Annotated in this window: 21 protein-coding genes and 1 tRNA gene (1 of these 22 only partly in view); 11 read left to right on the top strand and 11 right to left on the bottom strand. The window is 40.9% G+C overall.

Features of this window, described 5'->3' with window-relative positions; translation table 11 throughout:
• Positions 1-27 precede the first annotated feature (27 nt).
• Both FHG67_RS07425 and aroE read right to left on the bottom strand, forming a co-directional pair.
• Positions 28-1,326 (bottom strand): folylpolyglutamate synthase/dihydrofolate synthase family protein, encoded by a 1,299-nt coding sequence (locus FHG67_RS07425; protein WP_004500340.1) that lies wholly within the window; start codon positions 1,324-1,326, stop codon positions 28-30.
• Positions 1,323-2,195, bottom strand: coding sequence for a shikimate dehydrogenase (aroE, locus tag FHG67_RS07430; protein ID WP_004496719.1), 873 nt, complete (start codon positions 2,193-2,195; stop codon positions 1,323-1,325). Before aroE ends, FHG67_RS07425 begins: the two co-directional genes overlap by 4 nt.
• Positions 2,196-2,390: 195 nt before the next feature.
• Here aroE and FHG67_RS07440 point away from each other — a divergent pair, with 195 nt between their 5' ends.
• The 4 genes from FHG67_RS07440 (at position 2,391) to FHG67_RS07460 (ending at position 6,409) form a co-directional block, all read left to right on the top strand.
• Positions 2,391-2,783: a hypothetical protein gene (locus FHG67_RS07440; protein WP_085986086.1), complete on the top strand. Its 393-nt coding sequence runs from the start codon at positions 2,391-2,393 to the stop codon at positions 2,781-2,783.
• 948 nt (positions 2,784-3,731) lie between these two features.
• Positions 3,732-4,484, top strand: coding sequence for an LIC_13076 family protein (locus tag FHG67_RS07445; protein WP_004500333.1), 753 nt, complete (start codon positions 3,732-3,734; stop codon positions 4,482-4,484).
• A gap of 12 nt (positions 4,485-4,496) precedes the next feature.
• Positions 4,497-5,195 (top strand): Lcl C-terminal domain-containing protein, encoded by a 699-nt coding sequence (locus FHG67_RS07450; protein ID WP_004496721.1) that lies wholly within the window; start codon positions 4,497-4,499, stop codon positions 5,193-5,195.
• 605 nt (positions 5,196-5,800) lie between these two features.
• Positions 5,801-6,409 carry a TetR/AcrR family transcriptional regulator gene (locus FHG67_RS07460; protein WP_026054164.1) on the top strand — a complete coding sequence of 203 codons (609 nt, stop codon included), beginning with the start codon at positions 5,801-5,803 and terminating at the stop codon, positions 6,407-6,409.
• Between the two features lie 80 nt (positions 6,410-6,489).
• Here the strand turns inward: FHG67_RS07460 and leuA2 are convergent, their stop codons facing one another.
• Both leuA2 and FHG67_RS07470 read right to left on the bottom strand, forming a co-directional pair.
• Complete coding sequence (gene leuA2 / locus FHG67_RS07465) at positions 6,490-7,797, bottom strand: 2-isopropylmalate synthase LeuA2 (RefSeq protein ID WP_036075871.1); 1,308 nt, start codon at positions 7,795-7,797, stop codon at positions 6,490-6,492.
• Between the two features lie 497 nt (positions 7,798-8,294).
• Positions 8,295-8,552 (bottom strand): hypothetical protein, encoded by a 258-nt coding sequence (locus tag FHG67_RS07470; RefSeq protein ID WP_002615051.1) that lies wholly within the window; start codon positions 8,550-8,552, stop codon positions 8,295-8,297.
• Positions 8,553-9,063: 511 nt separating this feature from the next.
• Here FHG67_RS07470 and FHG67_RS07480 point away from each other — a divergent pair.
• Positions 9,064-9,243, top strand: coding sequence for a hypothetical protein (locus tag FHG67_RS07480; protein ID WP_002614887.1), 180 nt, complete (start codon positions 9,064-9,066; stop codon positions 9,241-9,243).
• Positions 9,244-9,255: 12 nt separating this feature from the next.
• On the top strand, positions 9,256-9,642 hold the full coding sequence (locus FHG67_RS07485; RefSeq protein WP_002615227.1) for a phage holin family protein: 387 nt from the start codon (positions 9,256-9,258) through the stop codon (positions 9,640-9,642).
• A gap of 79 nt (positions 9,643-9,721) precedes the next feature.
• Here the strand turns inward: FHG67_RS07485 and FHG67_RS07490 are convergent, their stop codons facing one another.
• The 3 genes from FHG67_RS07490 to FHG67_RS07505 form a co-directional block, all read right to left on the bottom strand.
• A complete protein-coding gene (locus tag FHG67_RS07490; protein ID WP_004501883.1) occupies positions 9,722-10,372 on the bottom strand; it encodes a DsbA family protein in 651 nt (216 codons plus the stop codon).
• 202 nt (positions 10,373-10,574) lie between these two features.
• Entirely contained in the window at positions 10,575-10,859 is a 285-nt protein-coding gene (locus FHG67_RS07500) for an LIC10816 family protein (RefSeq protein WP_000991776.1), read from the bottom strand.
• A 624-nt stretch (positions 10,860-11,483) separates the two neighbouring features.
• Entirely contained in the window at positions 11,484-13,247 is a 1,764-nt protein-coding gene (locus FHG67_RS07505) for a GAF domain-containing SpoIIE family protein phosphatase (protein WP_036075858.1), read from the bottom strand.
• Positions 13,248-13,398: 151 nt separating this feature from the next.
• Between FHG67_RS07505 and FHG67_RS07510 the strand changes: the two genes are divergently transcribed.
• Complete coding sequence (locus FHG67_RS07510) at positions 13,399-14,604, top strand: metallophosphoesterase (protein WP_142499722.1); 1,206 nt, start codon at positions 13,399-13,401, stop codon at positions 14,602-14,604.
• Between the two features lie 56 nt (positions 14,605-14,660).
• The gene (locus FHG67_RS07515) at positions 14,661-15,299 is read left to right on the top strand and encodes an MORN repeat-containing protein (RefSeq protein ID WP_016758251.1); all 639 of its coding nucleotides are present in this window, start codon (positions 14,661-14,663) and stop codon (positions 15,297-15,299) included.
• 553 nt (positions 15,300-15,852) lie between these two features.
• On the opposite strand, the gene FHG67_RS07520 is transcribed toward FHG67_RS07515, so the two are convergent.
• The gene (locus tag FHG67_RS07520; RefSeq protein ID WP_004500260.1) at positions 15,853-17,514 is read right to left on the bottom strand and encodes a TolC family protein; all 1,662 of its coding nucleotides are present in this window, start codon (positions 17,512-17,514) and stop codon (positions 15,853-15,855) included.
• 90 nt (positions 17,515-17,604) lie between these two features.
• On the opposite strand from FHG67_RS07520, the gene FHG67_RS07525 reads away from it, so the two are divergent.
• Positions 17,605-19,680 (top strand): thioredoxin domain-containing protein, encoded by a 2,076-nt coding sequence (locus FHG67_RS07525; protein ID WP_142499723.1) that lies wholly within the window; start codon positions 17,605-17,607, stop codon positions 19,678-19,680.
• A gap of 147 nt (positions 19,681-19,827) precedes the next feature.
• A tRNA-Leu gene (locus FHG67_RS07530) sits at positions 19,828-19,909 on the top strand.
• A gap of 166 nt (positions 19,910-20,075) precedes the next feature.
• Here FHG67_RS07530 and FHG67_RS07535 read toward each other — a convergent pair.
• The 3 genes from FHG67_RS07535 to FHG67_RS07545 form a co-directional block, all read right to left on the bottom strand.
• Positions 20,076-22,682, bottom strand: coding sequence for a M1 family aminopeptidase (locus FHG67_RS07535; RefSeq protein WP_026054322.1), 2,607 nt, complete (start codon positions 22,680-22,682; stop codon positions 20,076-20,078).
• Between the two features lie 454 nt (positions 22,683-23,136).
• Positions 23,137-24,393 carry an MFS transporter gene (locus FHG67_RS07540; RefSeq protein ID WP_002615042.1) on the bottom strand — a complete coding sequence of 419 codons (1,257 nt, stop codon included), beginning with the start codon at positions 24,391-24,393 and terminating at the stop codon, positions 23,137-23,139.
• A 1-nt stretch (position 24,394) separates the two neighbouring features.
• Complete coding sequence (locus FHG67_RS07545) at positions 24,395-24,973, bottom strand: NUDIX hydrolase (protein ID WP_004496777.1); 579 nt, start codon at positions 24,971-24,973, stop codon at positions 24,395-24,397.
• Positions 24,974-25,269: 296 nt separating this feature from the next.
• Between FHG67_RS07545 and FHG67_RS07550 the strand changes: the two genes are divergently transcribed.
• Positions 25,270-25,749: the 5' end (the start) of an ATP-dependent helicase gene (locus FHG67_RS07550; RefSeq protein WP_061235640.1), read on the top strand. The gene runs 1,545 nt beyond the window's last position; only the first 480 of its 2,025 coding nucleotides appear in the window; the start codon lies at positions 25,270-25,272; the stop codon falls past the right edge of the window.

Raw genomic sequence — 25,749 nt, forward strand, 5'->3', positions numbered from 1 at the left:
CCTCTCGCCTGAAAATTTGGAATAAGTTCAACGACAAATCGAATCGGAAACAATTGGGAATAAACGAAAACTCCCGAGAATCAGGATCGATTTTTGTATCTCGTCTAAGTTTTGTAAAATTGACTTGAACTCGATATTATCGATTGTCTCTTCGGAGCGGCAACTTTCGGGAGGAGCGAACCCGTACTCCTTTAAAAATCGAAAGCCGAGAATATCTGATTTGTTAAGTGCGTTCCTCAGAATTTTCAAAATTTCGTCTCCGTCTTTGTCCTTCAGCAAACCCGTATAAATCCGAAACTTTCGCGTAGGATATAAGATGGATAAACTGCGTAATGTTTCTCTAAAAGCATCCGGATTGTGTGCCGGATCAAAAATAAGTAGGGGAGAATTTCGTAAAACGCTTAATCTTCCCGATGGAAGGGTCACGTATTTTTCGAAAGTTTCAAAGTTAGGCGTGTTTGAAGTCAAAGAGACGTTCTCGGATTCGACGAATCCCGGATCGATGGTTGGACGTTTCGATTTCGGAAACCATTCTAAATTTAAAATATTCTGAAATACTTTATAAGAAAAGCGTTTATTTCTGGCGAGATACGTTCCTTCGGGAGGAATTTGAGGAAATATCCCGCAAGGAATCTTATTTTGAGAGCACCAGGATTTGATTTTTTCGTTTAGGTTCGATTCTTTCTGTTCGATTGCAAAAAGGGCTTTCGTATTGGCGGTGCAGATTTCTAGTTTTTCGCGCAGGATTTTTTCTTTCGTATTTCCTAATATTTCCCTGTGATCTAAACCTATGACTCCCAAAACGACTACGTCCGGATCGCAGAGTTTCGTCGCATCCAGTCTTCCTCCGAGTCCCGCTTCGTAAATTTGGATTTCCGCAAATTCTTTTTCGAAAAAAAAGAAAGCGGCGCAGGTAAAAAGTTCGAAAAAAGAAAAGGATTTCAAAGCTTCTTCTGCCCCAAGGGATTTCCATTCGCTTAACAATCGATCCAATTCTTTCGTTCGAATGTCCCGAAAGTTTTGCGCGTTTGTGCCGATTTTAATTCTTTCCACAGGAGAGATCAAGTGTGGCGAGGTGTAAAGTCCTGTTTTGAAACCGAAAAGCCTGAAGTATTCCCCTAAAAAATGTGTGATGGACCCTTTCGCATTTGTTCCTACCACGGAAATTCTGCAGAGAGTGGATCGGTTTCTTTTATTCAAGTCGAATTGATTCAAAACCTTTGCGAATGGTTCGAGAGAATATCCGCTAAAAACGTTAAAGTTTCTTGTCTTTTCTAAGTTGGAAAGTTGGTTGATAAATTTGAAAAAGTCGGAATCTGCGCTCATCGATTTGTTAGTGTTTGGAATAAACGTTCTCTGGTTTTGAGGATGTCATCCGCGTTAGGCGAAATATTAGTGAAAAGTTCGAATTGTTTCATCGCCTGATATAAGAGCATCTCCGATCCGGGAATGATTTTCGCTCCGGCCTTTTTGGCGGCTTTAACCAGAGGGGTTTCCAAAGGATTATAAACGATATCAAAGAGAGTCATGTTCGGATTAAAGAAAAATTCCGGAAGGAACGGACCCGGAGCCTGGCCTTTCATTCCAAGCGGAGTCGTGTGTATCACTAGGGAAATTTCCTCCTTTCGAGAAAAAAGGGAATCCTGGGCGATATATTCTGTTCTGACGTTCGAATTCTCGGAGATCAAAGAGCAGATTTCTTTTGCGGCTGTTTCGTTTCTCGAACAAAGGAGTAAGTTTTGAATTTTGCCTGAGACGGCTAAGTTGTATGCGATTCCTCTCGCGCTTCCTCCGCTTCCAAGAATAACCGTCTTGCCGGTGTTTAAGGATTCCGGAGATAATTCTAAAATGGAACGATAGGCTCCTTCTCCGTCCGTATTGTACGCATGAACCGAATTTGGACCGATCAATAAAGTGTTGGACGCTTTCATGATCGTGGACGTGTCATCTGCTTTGTCGGCAAGAGCGAATGCTTTTTCCTTGTGAGGGATTGTCACGGAAAGACCGAGTATTCCCGAGTTTCTGAATTCCTGAATTGTTTTTGAATTCAATTCAGAGGTTTCAAAAACGAGATAGGAGGCGTCAATTCCTCTATCTTTATAAATTGAATTGTGGATAAGAGGAGAAAGAGAATGTGAAAGCGGAAATCCGACTATGCCGAAAGTTTTAGCGGCTTGATTTGTTTTGCTGTTCAAATTTGGTGTTCTCATTGTTTGGCATTACAAACAGATTTAGGAATTTCGTTTTCTTGATTCGTTTCTTGTTAAATAAATGAAATGGACTCAAGACTTTTGACTTTTTTGCTCTAAAAGAAGCAAGTTTTAGAACAGGTAGTAAAATGAGTCGACTAAAAAGACAATTTCCTAGAATGCTGTATTGGAATGAGCCTACTGAATTTACCTGATTCTTTTTTACATGGACAGAGCGGACAACTCTTTTTGATGCCGCTTGCTTCTTTTTCAGGTTCGCCATGGTGGACGACCATTCTTGACGTTTTATTTGTAGTCGGGATTTCCGGCGGACTTTCCTGGTATTATTACTATTACAAACGTAAGGACCTTCTCGGAGGATTTTGGGGAGCTCTTATCGTTGCACTTCTCGGATCTCTTATCATCCTTTCCTTGCTTCAGGATTTCATCCGTTCGGTGGTTCTTTGGTTGATTTCGCCTAAGTTTGGGATCTACCAAATCTCGAATGTAAACTTACTCGCGGTTTTGTTGGGCGGTCTTCTCGCTCTTTACATCATGAACCGCATCAATCACAACAAAGAAAGAAGAGATTAACGCCACCCATAATTGATATGATTCGACAGTTCCGGGTGTGATATTTCTTGGTTCGACGGAATCAAGAGAGGGTCGACGGCAGATTGATCGCTCCAAATTCTAGGTTTTGATCGAGATCCGCATATGCGAGATCTATAAAAAACGAATTCAACGTTCGAGTATTTCTCGTATTACAAAACGTGCATCTGCGAAATATACTCTGTTTGTTTGTGAGTTTATAGGGATATCATATCGATTTGCAAGCTACAGTGTCGTAGAATTTTCTAATTCGATAGCATTACTCATCTCTATAAAATAGAGTGTCTAAAATTCTTCATCAAACGCGGGATTTATGCTCAAATTAACGGTACTCTATTTTATAGAGATGAGTAGTTCTTGATTCTATTGCGCTATATGGAAGAAGGCCTTGCCGTAGATATTTGCGACGATCGGCGTTCCGGTTTCTATACGTGTAAATGAAACAAGCGAATTCATAAAAATCATCGAGATTAAATTTTATAGTATTTTAATATACTGATGATTTACTTAGCTGAATCTTTCGGAGATTCTTAGCGAAATTTAAATTACTATAATAGAGTTGTTGAAAAATTCAATTGTGCGATCAACAAAACTGTTTCAATCGTCTATTTCAGTGAAACAACAAATGGAAAATTAATTTTTCAACAACTCTAATATTTATATAACAGACCTTAGTGTTGAGAAGGCTTTTGAATTGTTGCGTTGCCTCACTCGTTTTGAAATTCGAACTTTGAGAAATAACGTCTAAACCGAGAAAATCCGGACCATATCATTCTTTTTGATTTTAGAGAGATTCCCTTCAGAGAAGTTCTATAACTTTGGAATCGATAAATTATCTCGGAATCGCGATAGAAAAAACTGGTCTTTAAAATAGTTTCTAAAAATATGCGAACAGCGCATGATTTTATGAGTCTAGGAGTTCGTTTTAAAGTGAAGAATCTATACGTTCTTTTGTATTCCTTTTTGGTTCATTCTCGGTTTGGGCTCTTTGTTCCTATGTTATTTTTTTTATATTCTTGTACAAGTTTAGAATTGAACTCCGTAAGAGGAGGGGATACACCGAAACCGATCCTAAACTCCCAAAAGAATTTTGACATTTCGGATCATTCTTCTTCAAACTGCAAATCGAATGGTAAAAGATATCAATGGTATGTTCTTTTTGGTTCGGTTCCGATCAATAAAGTGAATTATTCGGAGATTCTACCCGATCAAAATCGCACGTATCGAGTGATTCTTAAAACAACTTGGTTGGACGGAATACTCAGCATGTTCTTGGGAATCGCCGCTTCTGTTACGCGTAAAACTATTGATGTCGAAAGTTGTGGTTCTAAAGAAACTACTTTTGCAAAACCTTCTGTTACGAGCGATTCGGAGAAGTCCGAAAAAGAAGTTTCCAAAGTCGATATGACGGGAGTTAAGGAAGAGTTTATTCGACGGAATGAAAAACAATGGAAAGAAGAATTTCAAGAGAGGATTCATTCTTCTTTGAAAGAGGAGCTGGAAAGTTCCTGGAACAAAGAAGTGAAATATTCGAAGAGTTTTTCCGTCCTGTTTTTGAAGTCGGGTGAAATCGTGAAAGGAACTGTGACTCGAATCGATGAAAATGGGGTTAAATTGTTTTATAAAGGCAAAGAAAGAAGTTTCCAACGTTCGAATATTCAAAGAGTTCGATTTCAAGATTAAGGCGATAAAGTTATGGCGAATTTTCGAATGCTTTCTTTTAGGATCTTTCTTTCCTTTTTTCTACTTTTAAACTCGGCTTGTTACTTGAATCCTTATTTCAGGGATTTTGTTTCGCCTGATCGGGAAAAGGATTCTTTAGTCTCTCTATTACTTATTTTGATTTCGGGAACCCAAGTCCCTCCGGTGATTCAGGGGGAAACTATTTTTTTCCCTTCGACCGGTCTTACTTGGATGCGATGTTCCCGTGGTCAAACTTACGATGTTGCTACGGATTCTTGCACCGGATTTTTAGTTTCTCCTCAATATTGTTCTACTTTGGACAATCAATGTAATGGAACTCTGGGAGGGATTTTAACTTCAGGGCCTGCTTTCAATTCTTGTTCTACTTTCAATGTTTCCGGTAAGACGATGGCGTGGAGAGTTCCCACGCACGCGGAATTAAAGGGAATCGTTTATTGTTCTAACGGGACTGATCTGACGAATTCTCAGGATAAAACCTGCGCAACGACGGGGACTAGTTTTGAAACTCCCACGATCCGAAAAGATTGGTTTCCGGGAAATCCGACCGGAAGTCTGGTAGAATTTTGGACTAGCACAAGCGATCCTTTAAATTCAACCACCGCTTGGAAGATCAATTTTACTACCGGATCCACAAATACGACCACAGCAAAAAATGTTTCGGGTTATCTTCGCTGTGTGAGTTCCCGCTAAGCTCATAGCTTAACCATAAAATCTTAAAGTTATAAAGTTCTTCTTACTAGGCGGAGAACAAATTGATAAAAAATTATTTTCAACCGGGAAACAACAGGTGTTTTATATGTTTTTGTTCGATTGGAAATTATACGGAATAGAAGAAACTGCAAAGATCGGTCGACGAGATTTCCGCTTTTTCTTGATATTACTGATCCCTATAAAATAGAGTACCGTTAATTTGGGCACAAATCCCATGTTTCAATGCAGAATTTTAGACATTCTATTATGTAGAGATGAGTAAAATCGGGATAGATAGAAAGTATTTTGATTGTGATTCTGCTCGTATCGCCTTTCGTACTTTAAGTTCTTTGATCGTTTAAAAATCCAAGGTTTTATCGATAAGGAATGAGTATGTGAATTTTGATCGATTTTTCCGGAGACGTTTTACTTTGGTAATGAGTTTTCTCATGTCGAAAAATTAAAACGAATCGTGGGAAAAGTTTTCGGATGAGAACGAGCGAAAAAGGAATTTTATTTTTTTACAAGGCTTATCTGAGCGAATTTAGTTTGAATTCTTGTCGAATTTAAAAAAAGAGTTTCATAAATGGCGCAAATCCGCAAAAATGAAAGCGATGGAGCAAGACGAAGTAAAACATAGGATTATGGATAAGGCACTTGAGCTTTTTCTAAAATACGGTTATGCGAAAACCAAAATGGAGGAAATCGCAAGGGTTCTGAAAATCTCCCGTAAAACTTTGTATAAACATTTCGAAAATAAAAATCACCTTCTTTTCGAAATTCTTTCTCACAAGCATAACTTGATGAATACGAAACTCGAACAGATCAGAGAGGATGATTCTTTGCCGGTGCATGAAAAAATCCAAGCGATCAGCGAATTCAAGTTCAGTCAGTTTCCTACGGGAGCGAACGAGCTCATTACGGAAATCAGGGATCAGGCTCCCGATCATTACGCTTATCTCAAGGAAGTAAAAATGGAGTCTGTTTCTAAAACCGTTCAGGCCTTGGTGGAACAAGGAATCGAAAAGGGAGAGATTCGTAAAAATTTGGATCCGACGATTTTTGCCGCGCTTCTTAATTCTGCGATCGAAATGACAGCGACTCCGGAACTTCTCTTAAATTCTTCGTATTCGATGATGCAATTGCAGGGAGAAATTCATGAAATACTTTTTTACGGAATCATGAATAGTTCCGAGCCCGTCGAGCAGTCCTAGAAGAAGCGAGGAGTTATGTTTCTTTCACTTGATCGAAATTCAAAGTCGACCGTTTTTAGAGCGAAAGCTTCTTCAAAAAATCATCCCGAAGTCGCTTTGTGAAGAATCGCTTTCATCTTATTCCATACGAGCTGAATTTCACTGAGAGTCAGTTCTCCTTTTCCCGAATCTTCCGAAATCTTCTTTAAGATCGGTTGTAGTCTTCCTGCTTGTTCCAAGGTGATATCTTCTCCGGCGTCTTTCAAAATACAGAAAATCGCGCTTCTTCCGGATTGGCTTGTAAATTCGATTCGATCTCCCTCCGATCTTCCGATCAAAGTCGCGTCGAACGCGCGATAGGCGCCTTTGGAGAGATGACGGGTTTTTGCGACACCGTCTTGATGAATTCCGGATCTGTGGGAGATAACGTCTTCGCCGATCAAAGGGGCCTTTTCGTAGATGGGAACGTCCGAAAGATAAGAGACCAATCGAGATGTTTCGTAGATCGTCGAAAGATTCAGTGGGACGTCAACACCGCAGTTATGAAGGGCGATCGCAACCTCGTACGTGTTCGTATTTCCGGCTCTTTCCCCGAGACCGTTTAATGCGGTCTCTAATTGAACCGCGCCTGAAAAGTAGGATTCAACTGTGGTTGCGGTTGCCATTCCCAAATCGTTATGCGTGTGCACAGAAATTTTTGCGTTTTCAGGGAGCATATTACAAACGGTTTTTACCATAGAAACAAAAAGCCAAGGACGATAACGCTCTACCGTGTTCGGAAGGTTGATGATATCGGCCCCGTAGTTCAACGCCGTTCGAAACGCTTCCACGGCGAAATCTAAATTCTCCAGAGAGTCTCCGAAATGTTCTCCCGAAAATTGAACTTCACCTTTCGAACCGACGAGGCTTTTTGCGAAAGAGACGGATTCGGAAATCTTTTCTAAAACTTTTTCAGGACTTAACTTTAAAACGTTTTGAATCGTAAATGCGGAGATCGGATACACGATATGAATTCTCGGCTTTGATGCGTGTCGAATTGCCTTCCAAGAAGTTTCTATTTCCTTCTCGACCGCTCTGGAAAGGGAGGATATTACAACATTGTCCGGCGCGATGGAAGAAAGATGACTGCATGCTTTGAATTCTTGAGAATTAGAAGACGCGAATCCGACTTCGATTCCTTGAACGCCTAACTTTAAAAGTTGTTTGAAGATCGTTTCTTTTTGATCCAGATCCCAGGGTTTACGAAGAGCTTGATTGCCGTCTCTCAAAGTTACGTCCATAAAAAAGGGCGGATGTTTGGGAAGAGGGTTTTGAAGAATTTCCGAAAAGGACTGTATATATTTTTGATTTCCGGATATTGAAATGCCCTGAATAGCGTGCGCGTTTTCTTGTTTCGAATTTTGTTGCATTGTTTTCTCCTTTGGAGGCCGATTCCAGGAGTGGTTTTTTTCCGAGTAGTTTTCCGGAAACAAAAAAGCCCACTCGAGGAGGAGCGGGCTCGTGTATTTTTTTACAACTCTACCGGCTCCCCTAACTAAGGAGGAGAAGAAGCTGAAGCGGTAGCAGAGTTATATTGCGGAACATGCAGTATCAGGCTCGGAAGAATTCTGAAAAAATTCAAGAACTTTTTTCTTAGGAATCGAATTTCAAAAACGATCAAATGTCCGAATTTTATGGATACGATTTCGTTTTAAAATCTGCCGATGGCTTTGAAATAAAACCGGTTCTTGTTTATGATAAAGGATATTAGGGTCGTTGAAAATTAAAGGAGAATTGTATGCGCAAAATCGCCGTTTTTTTGAAATCGGTAGAAAGCGTTAAACTTTCCGAAATTTCGAAATGATCTTGGATTTTTCACGAAGGCAATTCGCGCGATTTTGAACAAAATCTTTTTCGGATTGATAGTTTAAGATTTTATATTTTGATCGTGTTTCCACGGTCCATAACTTCGCGTCCATCCTCTCGTTTTATATCTAAACCAAAAATGAATCGTAAACGAAATTGCGAATGCGCTTAATAAAATATGCCAAAGATATTCGGAATCCCGAATCAAATACAAAAGAAACAGCAACACGCAATACTTAACGATTCGAAACCAGAACGGTTGTCCGGTTTTTGAAAACGCGACTTCCAATTCTCGTTTGACTATCTTCGAAAAACTCATAGATCAGCTCCTCGGAATACAATAGAATCTAGAAATGCGCAGTTCAAGTCCGTTTTTTGGCGATTCGAGAATGACGATACTCACCGTTTAAACGAATCCGTGCAAAAAATTCGTTTGGCGAATGTTGTTCGGTCGCGAGTGTTTGATCGGATTCCGATTTTTCGGAAATTTTCCAAGAAGAAAAAATTCAGGAATTACTCTCCGAAGCACGTATTGACTTTGTCGAAACGAGATAAGAAAGTAACGACCTAACAAATCGCATTGAACTTCCTCCGAAAAACCGGACATGTTTTTACCTTATGTTTATAAACGATTTATTGGGGAGAGAGAACCAAGGAGTCTTCTTGCAAAGATTCACCGTAATTCGGGCGACATGTGTTTTGCCTGGTCGATTAGGAAAGACTCGGTTAGGAGGGAATTTTTTGTAACGGCTCAATAAATTTCCTTTGAAGATCTCGGGGCCTTTTACTATAATATCTGTAGGTTCTTGATTGAATGGGAGCAAAACACTATGTCTTACATGGCGGTAGGATCCAGACAGATTTTATTTTCAGATTCGATTGCACCCGTATCAACTGGTTCTTCTCCGAGGGAGATCGTAGCGGTTCAGGACAATCAGGTTGAAAATCCGGATACGCAGGTCGTTCCGCCGGGGTCTTCGGTCGGTAACAATATTGACGTTTATGTTTAATTTGGAAGTGCGATGATCCATTTTTTATTTTCTCTGATTTTGATGTCTCTCGTCGTGGAGTTCGTTTTCCCTTTGATTCATCCTGATTTTCATGTAGTAGGCGGCTGGCTCAATTCGATTATCGTTGTTGTCGCTTTCGTGATCATCAACACAATCCTACGACTTATATTGGTAATCATGACTCTTGGAATCGGAATCGTATTTTATTATCTGAGTTTGGGTTTGATTGGATTGATCATCAATGCTTGGGTGATCTTGATTATCGGGGATTGGTTTCCGGAAATGTTATCGGTGCCTGGTTTCTGGTATGCGTTTTTGGGGGGAATTCTTTTGGTTCTGGCAAATTACGCGGGCAAGACGGAGACCAAGGAAAAAACAAAGGAAAGAACGAATACTTAAAATCAAAACCTGTTCGAAAATAACTTGTAACGACATGGAACGAAGTTTCGAAACTAAGCGAAAGGTTATGAGATAGATCTTAGATTCTTATCGCTCTAAAATAATCTTGAAGAATGGAATCTACTTGTTCGTACGTGTGATAACCTCTTGTTAGGATTCCACTTTCAGATCCGTCCGAAAAGACTAAGCTCGGAAAAGCGCTTACTCCCAAGGAAAAACCGAAATAGAAGTCGTTTTTGGTTTCCATATCGGTGTCCTTATCTTCGAATACGGATTGAAATTTTTCGGAAGAGATTCCGAACTTCTCCGCAAGAAAAACAAAAGTCTGAAAGGAGGTCGGATCTTGGTTTTCGTAATAAAAGGATTTGGAAAGAGCATTCAAATAATCGAATGCTCTTTCGGGTTTTATTTTTTGAACGCTGATAACCGCTTTACAGGCGGGAAAGGAATCGTATCGAAAATCCTTTCTATCGAGGAACTTAGATTGAAATAGTTGTTTTGTGATGGATTCTGCGTCTTTCCATTCGTGTTTTAAGATCCTTGATAATTCGGGCGTTAAAAATTGGGCTCCGTCCTCAAAGCGAAGGCCGCCTAGAACCAAAGAAAATCGAATTTTGTTTTTGTATTCTTCCCGGATTTTTTGAAGGACCGGTCCAAAGCCGTAACACCAGGGGCAAAGAGGATCGACCGCATAAAGAATAGAATGTCGGATTGATTCGCTTGGATTCATATTGTCTTTGAGTCTTTCAATTTTACCCGCGAAGACTCATTGGGATAATGAGAGTTCCTACACACTCGGTTTGCAAGAGGATTTTGTCCGATCTTTGAGATTTGTCGCGTTGTTTGAGTTTGTAAATGGATTGAAACAAGGCTCCGTACGTAAAAAAGGCGGGAACACGCCCGCCTTTTTCCTCATTCTTGCTTAAGAATTTTCAAATTTCATTCGGGTGCTTTATATAATACACTGATAACCACAGTGTCCCGAAGAGAACCCCCGCATATGCTAGAACCACAGTGACGATGTCGATGACCGGTAGAAGTGTCGCGATCGGAGAGATTTTGTCTGCTGTCATTCGGGTCGCTTCTCCCAAAATCAAGAACAAACCTCCTAAACCGATCAGGTGATATCTACCCATCGCTTCTTTTGTCACCCGTGCAAAACGGGCAAAAACAGGAACTGCCAACAAAGCAAGCGCAAAGATCGTGATTGCATTCATTGTGAATCCTCCTTATTTCATCTAGTTAGACTCTGGAGATATCTCCGTTTTATTCAGAAAGTGGAATTTATTTTTTATTTTTAAAGGATTATATAATGCTCGTTCAATCAAAGTATAACGATTTCGGTTTAAAGAATTCTGTGATAAAGGTGTATGACGTTCTTACTCATCTCTACATAATAGAGTGTCTAAAATTCTACGTCTAACGCGAGATTTATACTCAAATTAACTGTATTCTATTTTACAGGGACGGGTAATACGTGACAATTTCATCCGATCTTATGAAGTAAATTTGAATACGGCGGAAATGATAATACATACTTTATCTTGATCGGGAGCCCAATGAATTAACGAATATAATTTTTAGAGGAGTAATCGGCCATTTCTTTCAAGATGTAAGCGCGAATAACATCGTTTTTGATATTAGAATTGTTGAAAAATTCAATAGCGGAGATTGACAAAACTACTTCAATCGTCCGTTTCAATGAAACAGAAATAGATAGAGAAGTGATTTTACAACAACTCTATTGAGTTAAGTTCCGAAGGAATTGGAACATTATGATGCGACCGGGAAACTCAGGCAGATGCCTTTTTATGGATCATTCGACCGGGAGTTGTTGCACGTTATTTGCGATCGATTACGAGAAGAGTTACATCGTCGCTAAACTTGGAATAATTGCAATATTCGATACAATCGGAGATGATTTGTGCGGATGTTTCCTGAGCGGTTTTAGAGGCGCACTTATGAATCGAAAGGGAGATGAATTCTTCGCTGTAACGTTTGGTTCTGTCGTCGGAATAATGCTCTGAAATTCCGTCCGTATAAAGCACCAACCTATCGCCGGTTTTGAAATGAATGGATTTCTCCTCGAAAAAAAGGTCCGGAATAATACCGATTAGTTTTCCTTTCGTTTCCAGAGAGAGCATACTATCGGTTGAATTTTGCAAAAGTAAAGGATGATTGTGTCCTGCGTTGGAATAAAGAATCGTATCTTTTTCCGTGTCGATCACACAGTAGAACGCGGTTACGAAATTTCCGACCATTTTGTTATTGAGGGCGTGATTGAGCCCCGAGAAAAATTGGGACGGGCTGGAAAGAATTTCTTTGTCGTAAGTGGAAATGATTGTGTTCATCACCGCCGCTATGACCGAAGCAGAAAGACCGTGGCCGGAAACGTCCGCGACTAAAAATCCGGTTCGTTCCGAATCCAATTTGAATATGCTATAAAAATCACCGCCCACGTTCGAGTAGGGAATATGTTCCGCTCCGACTTCCAGACCTTTGATATAAGGGATTGTAGTCGGGATTACTTTCGACATGACCTCTCTAGCTCTTTGTAATTCCCGATCGGAGTTCACGACTTTATGAAAGAGGTCCGCATTCTTGATCGTCATCGAAAGTCGGTTTGCAATCGCCCCCAACATTTCTAGATCGTTTTTATGAAACGCAAATCCGGAATTCTTGTTATTGACGCTGATAACTCCTAAAAGTTCGTTTTTATAAACCAAGGGGGAAGAAATAAGAGAGTTCGCTTCGAACTTGTATTTCGCGTTCAGATTATAACGTTTGTCTTCTTCCAAGTTTTGTATGAGAAGATTTTTTCTTTCCTTGGCTACCCATCCAGCAACGCCTTCACCGAAAGGAACTGTGATTGTATGAATCGCGTCTTTTGGAATTCCTTTGGCTGCGAGAATTCTCAATGTCTGACTTGTATGATCCGCGAGATAAATGGTTCCGGTTTTTGCTTCTAAGAATTCTAAAACTCTTTCCAGTACCCAATTGCCCAGTTCATGAATACTTTTTTCGGAAACGATGAGTTTTTCGAATTCATAAAGAAGAGAAAGTTCCAAGATTCTTTTTTTAAGATTTTCGTGAATCTTCGCGTTTTGGATCGCAATTGCGGCCACTTCGGATAAGGACGTAAGATAAGTCAAATCGCAGGTGTCGAAGGAACGGTTTTGCGTCTTATTGAGAATTTCAAGAGTCCCGATAATCTTGCTTTCGATAAACAAAGGAACACAAACCAAGGAACGGGTTCTGTAACCCGTCTTTTGATCCCAGGACGGATTGAACCTGGAATCTGAATATGCGTCTTCTAAAATGATCGGCTTTTTTTCTTTGGCCACCCAACCGGCGATTCCCTGTCCTATATCAAGGCGCCCGTATTTTTGAATGATTTCACCTTTTTCACCAAGCGCTACTTCGCAGTATAAAAATTCTTCCGTTTCGTCCAGAAGGAATAAGGAACTCGCGTCCGCCTCCAGAAGATCTTTGGAATAGAGCATGATTAGGGGTAATAGCTGATAGAGATCTAAATTTGCGTTTAAAATTGTGCTGGTACTGAGAATACTTTTCAGTTTTAGAGACTCTAAAACATTTTTAGGCATAGATATTTTGTCAAAACTAAGAGAAACTGAAGGTTCGTCAAGGGTTTGGGAGGAATATTCGAAGAACTGAAAATACCGAAGAAAAACCTATACTGACCGAAATTTAATACGAAAAGGAACTTTGTGGATTTTCATCGGTCTTATATAGGCCATGGAAAATCAAATTTCTCGTTTTCTCGTTTTTCTTTCCGTGTTTACCCTCATTATCGGATTGGGTTACGCGTACACTGGTTTCCGTTTAATCCCAAGTTTAAGCACGCAGAGTTGGATTTCTTGGTTTGCATGGGCCTTGATTTTTTTATGTACCTTAAGTATTCCGGTCAGTTATTACATCAGTCTGACTTCCAAACGCGAAGGGATTCAAACCGCGTTTTCCTATCTTGCGTTCACCGGGTTAGGATTTTTTACGATCTTATTCAGTCTCGTTTTGTTGAAGGACATAACCGCGGTTTCCTTGTATGGGCTCACAAAATTCTTTCCAAATTCCGATTCAAGCGATAGCGGCGCGGGAGAACTCGTACAAAGAAAGGAGTTTTTAAACCAACTTCTGAGTTTCTCCGTACTTGGGCTTGCGGGAGGACTTACGGGAATTGGATTCTATCAGGCGCATAAAAAGCTAAAAGTGATTTCGGTCGATGTCTTTGAGGAAAACTTACACTCTTCTTTGGATGGATTCAGGATCGTTCAAATTTCGGACATTCATATCGGACCTACAATCAAAAAGCGTTTTTTAGAATCTGTCGTAAGAACCGTAAACGAACTTAAACCCGATTTGGTCGCGATTACGGGAGATCTGGTCGACGGTCCTGTAAGTAAACTCGCTCATCATATCACTCCTCTTGCCGATCTCAAATCCAAACATGGAACTTTTTTCGTAACCGGAAATCATGAGTATTATTCGGGGGTTCTTTCTTGGATTCATGAATTAAAGAAACATAATATTCTAGTTTTATTAAACGAAAATCAAATTCTGAAACATGGAAAAGCGAATCTGACTCTTGCCGGTGTCACCGATCTCAAAGCGGGATCTATCCTCGCGGAACATAAAACGGATCCGTATCGGGCGATGAAGGGAGGAGAAAAAACGGATTACAAAATTCTACTCGCACATCAACCGAACAGCGTCTTTGAAGGGGCCGACGCGGGATTTAATCTTCAGTTATCGGGACATACGCATGGAGGACAGTATTTTCCGGGGAATTTACTCATCTATCTCGCGCAGAAGTTTGTTGCGGGACTTCACAAACATAAGGACACTTGGATCTATGTGAGCCGAGGAACGGGATATTGGGGGCCTCCGATTCGACTTGGGGCGCCCTCTGAAATCAGTTTGATTCGATTGAGGAAAAATTCTTAAGAACCAAACCTTTTGAAACCGGAGTCGATTTCCGATATTTAAAGAAGGGACTTTAAATGGAGGAGGAGATGGTCCTTTTCAAATCCAATCGGAAGAAAATTTTTACGTTAGGAGTCGTTCTGTTTTTATACTTTGTTTTGGCGGATTGTGGTAAGAAAAACAAAGTAACCTCTAAAAAGGAAAATGTCAAAGCATCAAGCTCTCAAAAGAAGAGCGATCTTGATTTGGAGCCTGAACTGAAAGAAAGGAGATTCTTTCAAGAGGACGCGTTCGGCCAACCTAAAAAGTACATAGAGTCGGAAGAATCGACCTCGGATAACAAAATTTATCGACCTTCCCAAAAATCGGCCAAACCGCTTTCTTCTTATCTCGGCTCCGCCCCCGGATGTAAAAACGGAAATTGTAAAAACGGACCGGGTATTTACGTATATGATACCGGAGAGATATATTCCGGAGGTTTCAAAAATGATAAACGACATGGATACGGAGATATACGGTACCAAGACGGGGACAGATATTCCGGATACTTTCAAAACGATAAGAAGGCGGGAACGGGGACGTATTGGTTTGCAAACGGTTCCGTGTTCACCGGAAGATTCTACGACGATGGAGAAAGCGCGGAAGGCTACTTAATTATCGGTAAGAAAAGGAAGGAATGTTCCATTATCCGAAACAAACTAAACTGTCACGGATAAACTTTTGGCGAACCTAACCGAGCGTTTTATAAAATAACGTGAGTTCGGCGGTTGAAAATGCGAAAACGATTATTATGTTACGATTCGTAGAGAGCCGTAACCTAACCCTACAAATTAAGAAGGCTTTTGGGATAATAAGGATCAAAAACTGATATTTTTGGTAGTGTTCCGACAAGAATAAGGCTTTTTACTTGCAAAAAGTATAATTTTCTGATAGAGAAAAATTTCCCGAACCTTTCCGCCTCCAGGCTCAATGATTTGCTCCCTACGGGTCGCTCATCACCCACCACCCAAAAATAGGGTGGGAACTAAGTTTCACGGGGGATTTGTCGGAATTCCGACAGATTTATCTTCGGATCCAAGTATTTGTGGGGTAAGGTTCTGTTAGAGAGCAACACTTTAGTTTCTTATTCGCCCAAACTTTCAATCGCCGAACTCACGTTAAAATAGAGTTATTGAAAAATTCCATGATTCGGATTAACAAAATCGCTTCAAACGTCCATTTCAATGAAGCAGAAATGGATAAGGAAATTAATTTTTCAATAACTCTATTTTATTTTTGTTCTAAAGCGGCGGTATTCAGGTCTGTTTGTATCTTCATCAATCGATCGATGATATCGTTAACGTTCACGCCAAATTTCTCGAAGATATGGTTTTTTGCGAGTTCGTAACGAAGAATATCAATGTTCAGTTGGATTTTAGCCTGAGTTACCTGTAATTCGGATTGGATTACGTTATCCAACGCGGTTTTTACAGCGACTGCGGTAAATCTTCCCTGACGAAAGCGCTCTGAAAGACCTCTATAGAACTTATTGGCTTCTTCCCTTCTTTTTTTAGCGCCTTCTAGAATATCTTTTCCGGCTAAGATCGTCGCATAACGATTTTCTAATTCTTCTTTGATGGAAAGTTTCAATTCCGCTTCTTTTTTTTCTAAATTTTCAACATCTAACTTCGCGTTTCGGATATCTGCTTTGATACCTTTATCCCAAAGCGGATAAGAAAATTGAAAAGCCGCATACGCTTCCGGATATTTAAAGGAAGCAATTCCTCGATTTGTATCCATGACATTTTGTTGTGGAGAAACGATATTTTGCCCTCTTGTGGAGTAGGCGCCTGAAAGTTTCAAAGAAGGCATGTCTTCGGCTTCCTTGATTTTCAAATTGAGTTCTGCGATTTCTCTTTGTTTCCGAAGATTTTTCAGATCGGTTCTGTGTTCTAAAGCGTAGATATAATCTTTTTCCACGTTGAAATCCACAGGAACGTTCTCTTGAAGATCGGTGACGCCTTCGACTTTAGAGGACGGATCAGCGTTTAAAATTCGAATTAGATTTCTTTCCGCCTCTTTGCGCGAAACTTTTGCTTTTTCTAAATTTCCAGCAGTTTGGGAAAGAATGGAGTTCCAAAGATTGACTTCGAAACCTTCGGAAAGACCTAAATTCCGTTTTCTTGTGGTTAAATCGCGTATGTTTCTCGTGTTGGATTCTAAGTCTTGTAAAGTTTTCACGTTCGAATCGTAGATGTTCAAACTCCAGTATTGAATCAAGGTTTGAACCACGAGTTGAGAAAGAATATAAACCAGCTCTTCTCTTTTGATCACGGTGTTTTGTCTTAAAATGGCCTCTTTTTCCTTCTGAGTTTTTCCGAAGCTGTACTTTAAAATTTCCTGACTGAGAGTGATCGTCAAAGCGCTCGTATATTGCGGAGGAATGGCGAGTATGGCTAAGCTTGAAGGAGTGGTACGAGGATCTTCGAAGGCGCTTGAATCGAAACGAGTGGTGCTCGCTTCCAATTTCACATAAGTTCCTGTTTTAAAATTTTTTTCGATACCTACGCTGAGTTTATCTTGGCTTTGTTTGGTTCCCAAAAAGATGTTGTTTCTATTGTTGGGAAGAGTTGTTTTAAAGATAGTGATTCCGCCGATTAGATTCCAAGTGAATTGGGATTCGTTTTTGAGTTCTCCTCCGTCCGCTTTTATGTACTCCATCTTCGCGTTTTGGATCGTAATGTTCTTTTCGAGCACATGATTCACCGCATCTTTCAGAGTCAGACGAAGTACGTTTTTCAAATCTCCGGAATTCCCTTTTTCTTCTTCTACGGTAACTTCCTTAGGTAAAATGTCCTCTCCAATTGTAGGCTGAATCGTTGTAAAAAAAATGATTCCTGAAATAAAAAAAGTTCCGAATTTTCCATAAGTACTTTCTTTTTTATGCTCCATGTAAGCGCCTACTTAATGGACATGGTTGGAATTAGGAAGATTTTTAGAAATCGAAAAATAGATTTTATGAGTCTAAAAGAGAGTAATTCAATGCAATTCAGCTCCCGTGGTCCGAATCGACTTTCAAAAGAAAAAAGTCCTTATCTCCAACAACATGCATATAATCCCGTGGATTGGTTTCCATGGGGTGAGGAAGCCCTAACCAAAGCAAGGGAGCAGAACAAACTCATTTTTTTATCCATAGGCTATGCGACCTGTCACTGGTGTCATGTCATGGAAAAAGAATCCTTTGAGAACCAAATGGTCGCGGATTATCTCAATTCTCATTTCGTATCGATCAAAGTGGATCGTGAAGAAAGACCCGATATCGACAGGATCTATATGGACGCGTTACACGCTATGGATCAACAAGGCGGTTGGCCTCTTAATATCTTTTTGACTCCGGATGGGAAGCCGATTACTGGAGGAACCTATTTTCCTCCGGAACCCAGATACGGAAGAAAAAGTTTTTTAGAAATTTTGAATATTCTTAGAAAGATTTGGAACGAAAAGCGACAGGAATTGATCGTAGCTTCCTCCGAACTTTCTCGATATTTGAAAGATTCCGGAGAAGGTCGGGCCATAGAAAAGCAAGAAGGGAGCCTCCCTTCGGAGAATTGTTTTGATTCCGGATTTTCACTTTACGAAAGTTATTATGACGCCGAGTTCGGAGGATTTAAAACCAATCACGTCAATAAGTTCCCTCCGAGTATGGGACTTTCGTTTTTACTCCGATATTATCATTCTTCCGGAAATCCAAGGGCTTTGGAGATGGTGGAGAATACACTCCTTGCAATGAAACAAGGAGGAATCTACGATCAGATCGGAGGGGGACTTTGTCGTTATTCCACGGATCATCATTGGATGGTTCCGCATTTCGAAAAGATGCTCTATGATAATTCTCTCTTTCTGGAAACTCTCGTGGAATGTTCCCAGGTTTCTAAAAAAATTTCTGCCAAATCCTTTGCGCTCGATGTGATTTCCTATCTGCATCGGGATATGAGAATTGTCGGCGGGGGAATTTGCAGCGCGGAGGATGCGGATTCCGAAGGAGAAGAAGGTCTTTTTTATATCTGGGATTTCGAAGAATTTCGGGAAGTCTGCGGGGAAGATTCTCAGATTTTGGAAAAATTTTGGAACGTAACAAAAAAAGGAAACTTCGAAGGAAAGAATATTCTGCATGAGAGTTATCGTAGCGAAGCTACAAAATTTTCCGAAGAAGAATGGAAACGGATCGATTCTGTTTTGGAAAGAGGTAGAGCCAAACTTCTGGAAAGAAGAAGCAAAAGAGTTCGTCCTCTGAGAGACGATAAAATTCTCACTTCTTGGAACGGTCTTTATATCAAAGCTCTTGCAAAGGCGGGTGTTGCGTTTCAAAGGGAAGACTTTTTGAAACTCGCGGAGGAGACGTATTCTTTTATAGAAAAAAATCTGATCGATCCGAACGGAAGGATTTTACGTCGATTCAGGGACGGAGAATCTGGTATATTAGGATATAGTAATGATTACGCGGAGATGATCTCCTCTTCGATCGCTTTGTTCGAAGCTGGATGCGGAATTCGTTATTTGAAAAACGCGGTTCTTTGGATGGAAGATGCGATTCGTTTGTTCCGTTCCCCGGCGGGTGTGTTCTTCGATACAGGAAACGACGGCGAGGTACTTTTGCGAAGGAGTGTGGACGGTTATGACGGTGTGGAACCTTCCGCGAACAGTTCTCTTGCTTATTCTTTGGTGAAATTGTCCTTGTTGGGAATTGATTCGGCTCGTTATGGGGAATTCGCTGAATCGATCTTTTTGTATTTTACGAAAGAATTATCTATCAATTCTCTCAGTTATCCGCATTTGCTTTCGGCTTACTGGACTTACAGACGTCATTCCAAAGAAATCGTTTTGATTCGCAAGGATACGGATTTCGGGAAGGATCTTTTGGCCGCGATTCAAACCAGATTTCTACCGGATTCTGTTTTGGCCGTCGTGAACGAGAATGAGTTGGAAGAAGCGAGAAAACTTTCTACTTTGTTTGACTCAAGAGACAGCGGAGGAAACGCACTTGTTTATGTTTGTGAGAATTTTTCCTGTAAACTTCCGGTGAGTAATCTCGCGGATCTGAAAAAGTGGATCGAATGATGGATCATCTCGAAAGTTTGAAAAAAATCATCGAATTGCGGGTTGGCAACAACTCCGGCGCATTTTGACAAACATCCCAAGACTAAAAGCTTTCCAACGAAACCGCTTGACTCCAAAGAAGATTCGCGAACATTGGAAGGACCGCACGCGAGTATGGTGAAATTGGTAGACACGCCAGATTTAGGTTCTGGTGCAGAAATGTGTGGGGGTTCGAGTCCCTCTACTCGCAGTTCTTTGTAGGGATGCGCATCTCCTCCCTTAATTCTGCAAACTCTCCGATTCAAAAAAAGTTTAATAGAGTTTTTGAAAAATTAATTCTCTATCCGTTTCTGCCTAATTGAAACGGATGTTTGAAGCGGTTTTGCTAATCTGAACCATGGAATTTTTCAACAATTCTATTGTTTGGCGAGAATTTTCACGGTTCTTTCCAAATCATCTCGGTGTTGTTTGAGATCTTTTTTAAGAAGAGCGGGAATCTCTTTTTGTTCTTTGAGAAAGCGATTTGTTTTGTCCACGAGGGTCTGATTCGGTTCCAAGCTTGGAAATAAGAGATTTCCGAATGCGGAAGAAAAATGGGAATCGCGGTCTTTATAAATTCCGATCACGGATTCGAAGTATAAATTCTCGTAATCTTTTAGGATTTCTTCCTGGTGATCCCAATAAAAACCTCTCATTCCGTAGCGGAGCATGTCCGTGGAATATTTTGTATTAGGATCCGTAAATTCTTTCCAGGCGGCGGATTTCGATTTTGGATCGGGATACGCGACTCTGGCTCCATATGCTTTTTTCGCGCCGAGATCGGATGTGTCCGCTTTTTCTTCTTTTTCAATGAGGTCTAACGCGTTCTTATCTCCAAATGCGGAAAGTCTCGTTAAAATACTCCATCTTCTTTCCTGGTCGATTTTAATTCCGGAGATTATGATCTTTCCTTCCAAAAGGTCCTTTAAGTAGGAAAGTTGATTGGGAGTTCTGGACGTACTTTCGAGAATTCTATACCAGACGATTTTTTCCTCTTCCGCAATAGAAGGATTTTCGAGCCCGTTTTTAGCCAGTTCGTTTAGCTTCGCGGACCATTCTTCCTTGTTTTCCCTCTTCAGGTAATTTGACGTGATGGAGGACGCCTTGGTCAGGATATGACTGCTTCGAACGGAAAGATCCTCTTCGTAAATTCCCTGTTGAAACACAAGTTCCAAAAAATCCTTGGGAGAAATTTCCGCATCGCGCGTCATCTGCCACAGAGAGCCCCAGAGGATTCTTCTCGCGAAACGGTCTTTCAGTTTGTTCAAGGAAGTTTTTAAGAGAAGGATTCCGTCTTTCGGAAGATAAGTCTTTGCGTATGCGTAGTCGTTTGTGTTTAATACTACGATTTCGGAAGATCCGGATATATGTTTGTCGGGATTTGTCGTTTTTACGACGGATTCTTGCATCTTTGGATTTTTGCTTTTATGAAAATCCGCATTTTGAAACAAGCTATAAGGGAGAATGGTTTCTTGTCCTTTTACATCGATCCTACTTTTCCAGACGGCTTCGAAAAATTCTCCTTTGAGAGTAAAGATTGTTACTTCCAAGGCGTGCGTTCTGTAAAGGCCGTTTTTTTCGGAAGGTAATTGTCGGATCAACAAATGTTCTTGTTTCCATTCGGGAAGAAGCGTGTTCACTCCGGTCGTGTCGAGCCATTCCTTACTCCAACTACGGATATCGATTCCGGAAGTTTCGGACATCGTATCTAAAAAGTCCGCTTGAACCGTATTCGAATTCGCGAATTTTCGAAAGTATTTTCGCATCGCGTTTCGGAACGTGTCTTCCCCGATATAATACATCAGCTGACGAAGCACGGAGGCCCCTTTGGAATAGGAGATTCCGTCAAAGTTACTAATAGCGTCTAACGTGTTTTCCGCATTTCCCGCTATGGGATGGGTCGTGGAAAGTTGATCTTCTTTGTAAGCCCATTCTTCTCGAACGTAAAAGTGTTCGAGAGCGTCCGGAAATAATTTTCCGTGGGACATCGCGTAGTAGGAAAGATAATCGGCAAAACTTTCGTTTAACCAGAGATCGTTCCACCATTTCATCGTAACCAAATTGCCGAACCACATATGAACCATCTCGTGATAGATCGTATTGGCTCTTCCTAGATACTCGGAATAAATACGGGGACTTCTGAAAATGTAATGCTCCGAAAAGGTAACGGCTCCCACGTTTTCCATAGCACCCATATTAAACTCCGGAACAAAAATCTGATCGTATTTTCCATACGGATACGGAAGATCGAAATAAGATTCTAAAAATCCAAAGGATTCTTTTGTGATCGCAAAAAGGTTCTCCGCATCTAGATATTTGGCGAGGGATTTCCTACACAGAATTCTTAATGGGATGTTCTTATAACGGTCTTCCCGGACTTCGTAAGGACCGGCGATCAAAGCGAACAAATACGTGGAAAACAGAGCGGTTTTTTGAAAACGAATTTCGATTCTTTCTTTTTCGATTTGTTCCTTGGCAGGAAGAGTGTTGTGAATGTATTTCCATTCTTTCGGTCCGACAAGGGAAAGCTCATACGTCGCTTTCAAGTCGGGTTGATCGAAACACGGAAACATTCGGTGCGCTTCGAAAGGTTCGAAATCTGTGTGGAGATATTCGGAACCGTCGGAAGGATCCCGGAACTGATGAAATCCGGAACCGCTGTGGTTGTAGTCGTTTGTGTAACGGATCCTAATTTCGTTCTTTCCGGGTTTTAAGGATTCTTGCGGAAGATCCAGGAAAGAATCGGTTTTCGAATAATTGGATAATTCTTTTCCGTTTAACAAAAATACTTCGATCTTCTTCGAGACAAAGTCTATTTTGAGTTTTCCTTTCCCTTTGCCGGTATAAAAGAATAAAATTTTAGTTTCTCCCTGATATGTGGAAGAACCTGCTTTGAGGTCTAAATGAATTTCGTAACTGACCTGATCAATCAGCTCCGCCCTTTTGACGGCTTCTGCTTGGGTAAGTATATTGGGAGCGTCCATCGGTTCCTTCTTTTGCATTCAAAAATTAGAATATTCAAAAAATATGATTATTTTCTGAGTCTCTTTCTATGGCAGCAAGTGGTTCACGGAGAATGTTGCGCTTGAATTCGGAGAATGAAATAACCATAATCGATGGGACAACTTTTTGTAAAGCAAAGAAACTCGAAGTCGCGGACTCGGCGAGCCTCTTTAACCTCGAAAAATGTTTCTTATTGAACGTTTCTTAATTTTACTTTCAAAAGAGTCGATTTCTGTCGAAACTGTGACGATCTTCTCTAAGGGATTTCTCTCTGAACAACTGTGGGCATATTTCTGTGAATTTTATTGTAGGGGAAATCTCCGGACAAATTCTACTGCCACAAAGAACCACGGATCTGCCCGCTTACAAGAATTTCTACAAAGTTTTCATCTAGCCCTTGTTTGTGTTGGGTTGTTCGGATCTAATGTTCGATTTTTAAAGAATATCCTTCAGTTGCATCTTTCGAAGTCGGGGGGCGATTGTTCCTACAAATCCCACCGTTAAGAGGGTCAAAATTCCACCTACGACGATCGATCTTCTGATTCCGAGCCATTCCGCGGTAACACCCGATTCGAATTCTCCGATTTCGTTTGAGGAACCGATAAAGATATAATTTACTGCGGAAACTCTCCCTCTCATATGATCCGGAGTGTGCATTTGAACGATTGTGTGGCGAATCACTACGCTGACCATGTCGAACGCGCCTGCGGCCGCAAGACAGAAAAACGAAATTCGATAATCGTTGGAAAGTCCGAAAAAAATAATACAAATTCCGAAGCCAAGCACGCAAGATAGAAGGATCCAACCGGAATGTTTTTTTGGCGGCTTGGCGGCGATAAAAAAAGCACATAAGACGGCTCCGACTCCTTGGGCCGAACGAAGAATTCCGAAAATCTCGGGGCTTTGTCCCAGAATTTTTTCCGTAAAAGAAGGAAGAAGAGCGACGGCTCCTCCGAAAAGGACCGCGAACAAATCCAAAGAGATCGCACCTAGGATGATTTGGTGTGTGGAGACAAATTTCCAACCGGAACTTAAACTTTCCCAAACGCTTTCGACCGAATCCGGTTTTTCGGGAACGGGCTTTCCTTTTACGAGTAACATCAAAATCAAACCGAAACTCATCAAAAGAAGGTCCGCCGAATACGCAAGATAAAGACCGAAGACGATCAACATTCCTCCCATAAGGGGGCCGAGGACCAAGGAAGTCTGCCAGGCGATTCCACTCCAGGTCGCGGCGTTTGGAAATGTTTCCTTATCCACAAGCTGTGTTTGAAATGCGGCGGTCGCCGGATTTAAAAAACCTCTCGCGATTCCGGAAAGAAAGATCACGCCGTAAATCGGATACACGCCTGACTCTCGAAGGATCCAATTCATATTAGGAAATACTAATATTAGTAAAAGTAGGGAACAGATTGATAAAAGACCCAGAGCGGAAGTGACGATTTTTTTTCTCGGAAAGGAATCGATCACAAGACCGGAAAACAAGGCCATCGTAATGGAAGGAATCGCCTCCGCGAGACCGATAAAACCGACGTGCAAATTGCTTCCGGTGAGATGATACATCTGCCAACCAACGACGGTGGTTTGAATGCTGATGGAAAGAGTCACCATAAACTTGCCGAAAAGGAAGAAACGGTAATCAGGGATTTTCAGGGCTTGAAAGGGATCGTGTTTTGTTTTGGCTTGAGTCATTTTAATTCTGGATTGGGTTTTTGATAAAATACATTCCGAGAGCGGCGACCATCATTCCGTGATGCAGAATGTTATCGGCGATCAATCGGGGAATGTTTCGGATGGGGGTTTCAAAAATTTCAATTTGTTCGCTGTCGTCCAGATCCTGGTCGTAAAGCTTGCGAACGTTTCTGGCAATGAAAGTATGACACCAGTTGTTTAGGATCGCGGGATTTCCCGTGACCTTGCCTAGATACTCCCAGTCTTGCGACACATAGCCCGTTTCCTCCACGAGTTCGGCTTGCGCGGATTCGAGAAGAGTTTTTTTTTCTGCGATTCCTCCGGGAATCTCCAGACTGAAACGATGGATTCCGTGTCTGTATTGATCGATAAGAAGAATTTTGTCTTCCGGAGTGATTGCTATTACGTTCACCCAATCCGAGGATTCCAAATGAAAAAAGTCTTTGGAAATTTTTTCGTCGGGAGAGGTGGTATGCCAGGATACAAGGTTGAAAATAGGTGTGGCGATAAGATCTCTTCGATCCCTTTTGGACCAAAGATTCGAATGAGGATCGTATTCTTCCGGATAAAAAGGTTTCATGGGATTCGATTTTTTCAGTAGAGAAGGTTTTGTCGAGAGTGATTTTTAGAGTGAGGCATCAAGGTTAAGCCGACTTCTATCTGCAAAGTACCGATCATTCTTTGAGTCTTCCCACAAATATTTGGACCTCAATACAAATCCGTCGGAAGTATGACGGTGAAAAAATTGGTCCACCTCATTTTGTAAGAAACTCTATTTCACATATCTAAAGAGCGCGGATCGTATTTTGTGGTGAGAATTTTCCGGATGTACAAGATTGACAGAATCTTTCCCGGTCTAATTATGTCACATGTCTCATGAAACTAAGCTCTGAACAGGAAAAAGCAGTTAATCACGTAAACGGACCGATCCTCATTTTTGCCGGCGCTGGTTCCGGAAAAACTCGAGTTATCTCGAATCGAATCGCTCATTTAATCGAAAACGTGGGAGTTTCCGCGGGCAAAATCGTAGCCCTTTCTTTTACGAATAAGAGCGCCAGGGAAATGGAAGAACGGGTTCGAAAAATGATTCCGAAACAAAAACTCAAAGGAATTGTTTTATCTACGTTTCATTCTTTGGGCTTGAACATGCTCAAGAAACATATCGGACTTTTGGGATACAAACAACCTTTTCTATTGATGAATCAGAACGATCAGGAAGGGTTTTTAACTACATTATTGATTGCTAATAAAGTCGAACTGAAAAAAGCGAAAGTTTCCGAAATTCTCGGAAAGATATCTCGGATCAAAAACTCGGGGCCCGCGTACAGAGAATATCTGGATTCTTCGCTTTTGGAA

Origin of the sequence: Leptospira weilii (assembly GCF_006874765.1) — a bacterium.
Taxonomy (GTDB): Bacteria; Spirochaetota; Leptospiria; order Leptospirales; family Leptospiraceae; genus Leptospira; species Leptospira weilii.

Coding starts and splice junctions, on each gene's coding strand:
- FHG67_RS07425 (WP_004500340.1), bottom strand. CDS start 1,326: ATGAGCGCAGATTCCGACTTTTTCAAATTTATCAACCAACTTTCCAAC.
- FHG67_RS07450 (WP_004496721.1), top strand. CDS start 4,497: ATGGCGAATTTTCGAATGCTTTCTTTTAGGATCTTTCTTTCCTTTTTT.
- FHG67_RS07460 (WP_026054164.1), top strand. CDS start 5,801: ATGAAAGCGATGGAGCAAGACGAAGTAAAACATAGGATTATGGATAAG.
- leuA2 (WP_036075871.1), bottom strand. CDS start 7,797: ATGCAACAAAATTCGAAACAAGAAAACGCGCACGCTATTCAGGGCATT.
- FHG67_RS07470 (WP_002615051.1), bottom strand. CDS start 8,552: ATGAGTTTTTCGAAGATAGTCAAACGAGAATTGGAAGTCGCGTTTTCA.
- FHG67_RS07480 (WP_002614887.1), top strand. CDS start 9,064: ATGTCTTACATGGCGGTAGGATCCAGACAGATTTTATTTTCAGATTCG.
- FHG67_RS07485 (WP_002615227.1), top strand. CDS start 9,256: ATGATCCATTTTTTATTTTCTCTGATTTTGATGTCTCTCGTCGTGGAG.
- FHG67_RS07490 (WP_004501883.1), bottom strand. CDS start 10,372: ATGAATCCAAGCGAATCAATCCGACATTCTATTCTTTATGCGGTCGAT.
- FHG67_RS07500 (WP_000991776.1), bottom strand. CDS start 10,859: ATGAATGCAATCACGATCTTTGCGCTTGCTTTGTTGGCAGTTCCTGTT.
- FHG67_RS07505 (WP_036075858.1), bottom strand. CDS start 13,247: ATGCCTAAAAATGTTTTAGAGTCTCTAAAACTGAAAAGTATTCTCAGT.
- FHG67_RS07510 (WP_142499722.1), top strand. CDS start 13,399: ATGGAAAATCAAATTTCTCGTTTTCTCGTTTTTCTTTCCGTGTTTACC.
- FHG67_RS07515 (WP_016758251.1), top strand. CDS start 14,661: ATGGAGGAGGAGATGGTCCTTTTCAAATCCAATCGGAAGAAAATTTTT.
- FHG67_RS07520 (WP_004500260.1), bottom strand. CDS start 17,514: ATGGAGCATAAAAAAGAAAGTACTTATGGAAAATTCGGAACTTTTTTT.
- FHG67_RS07525 (WP_142499723.1), top strand. CDS start 17,605: ATGCAATTCAGCTCCCGTGGTCCGAATCGACTTTCAAAAGAAAAAAGT.
- FHG67_RS07535 (WP_026054322.1), bottom strand. CDS start 22,682: ATGGACGCTCCCAATATACTTACCCAAGCAGAAGCCGTCAAAAGGGCG.
- FHG67_RS07540 (WP_002615042.1), bottom strand. CDS start 24,393: ATGACTCAAGCCAAAACAAAACACGATCCCTTTCAAGCCCTGAAAATC.
- FHG67_RS07545 (WP_004496777.1), bottom strand. CDS start 24,973: ATGAAACCTTTTTATCCGGAAGAATACGATCCTCATTCGAATCTTTGG.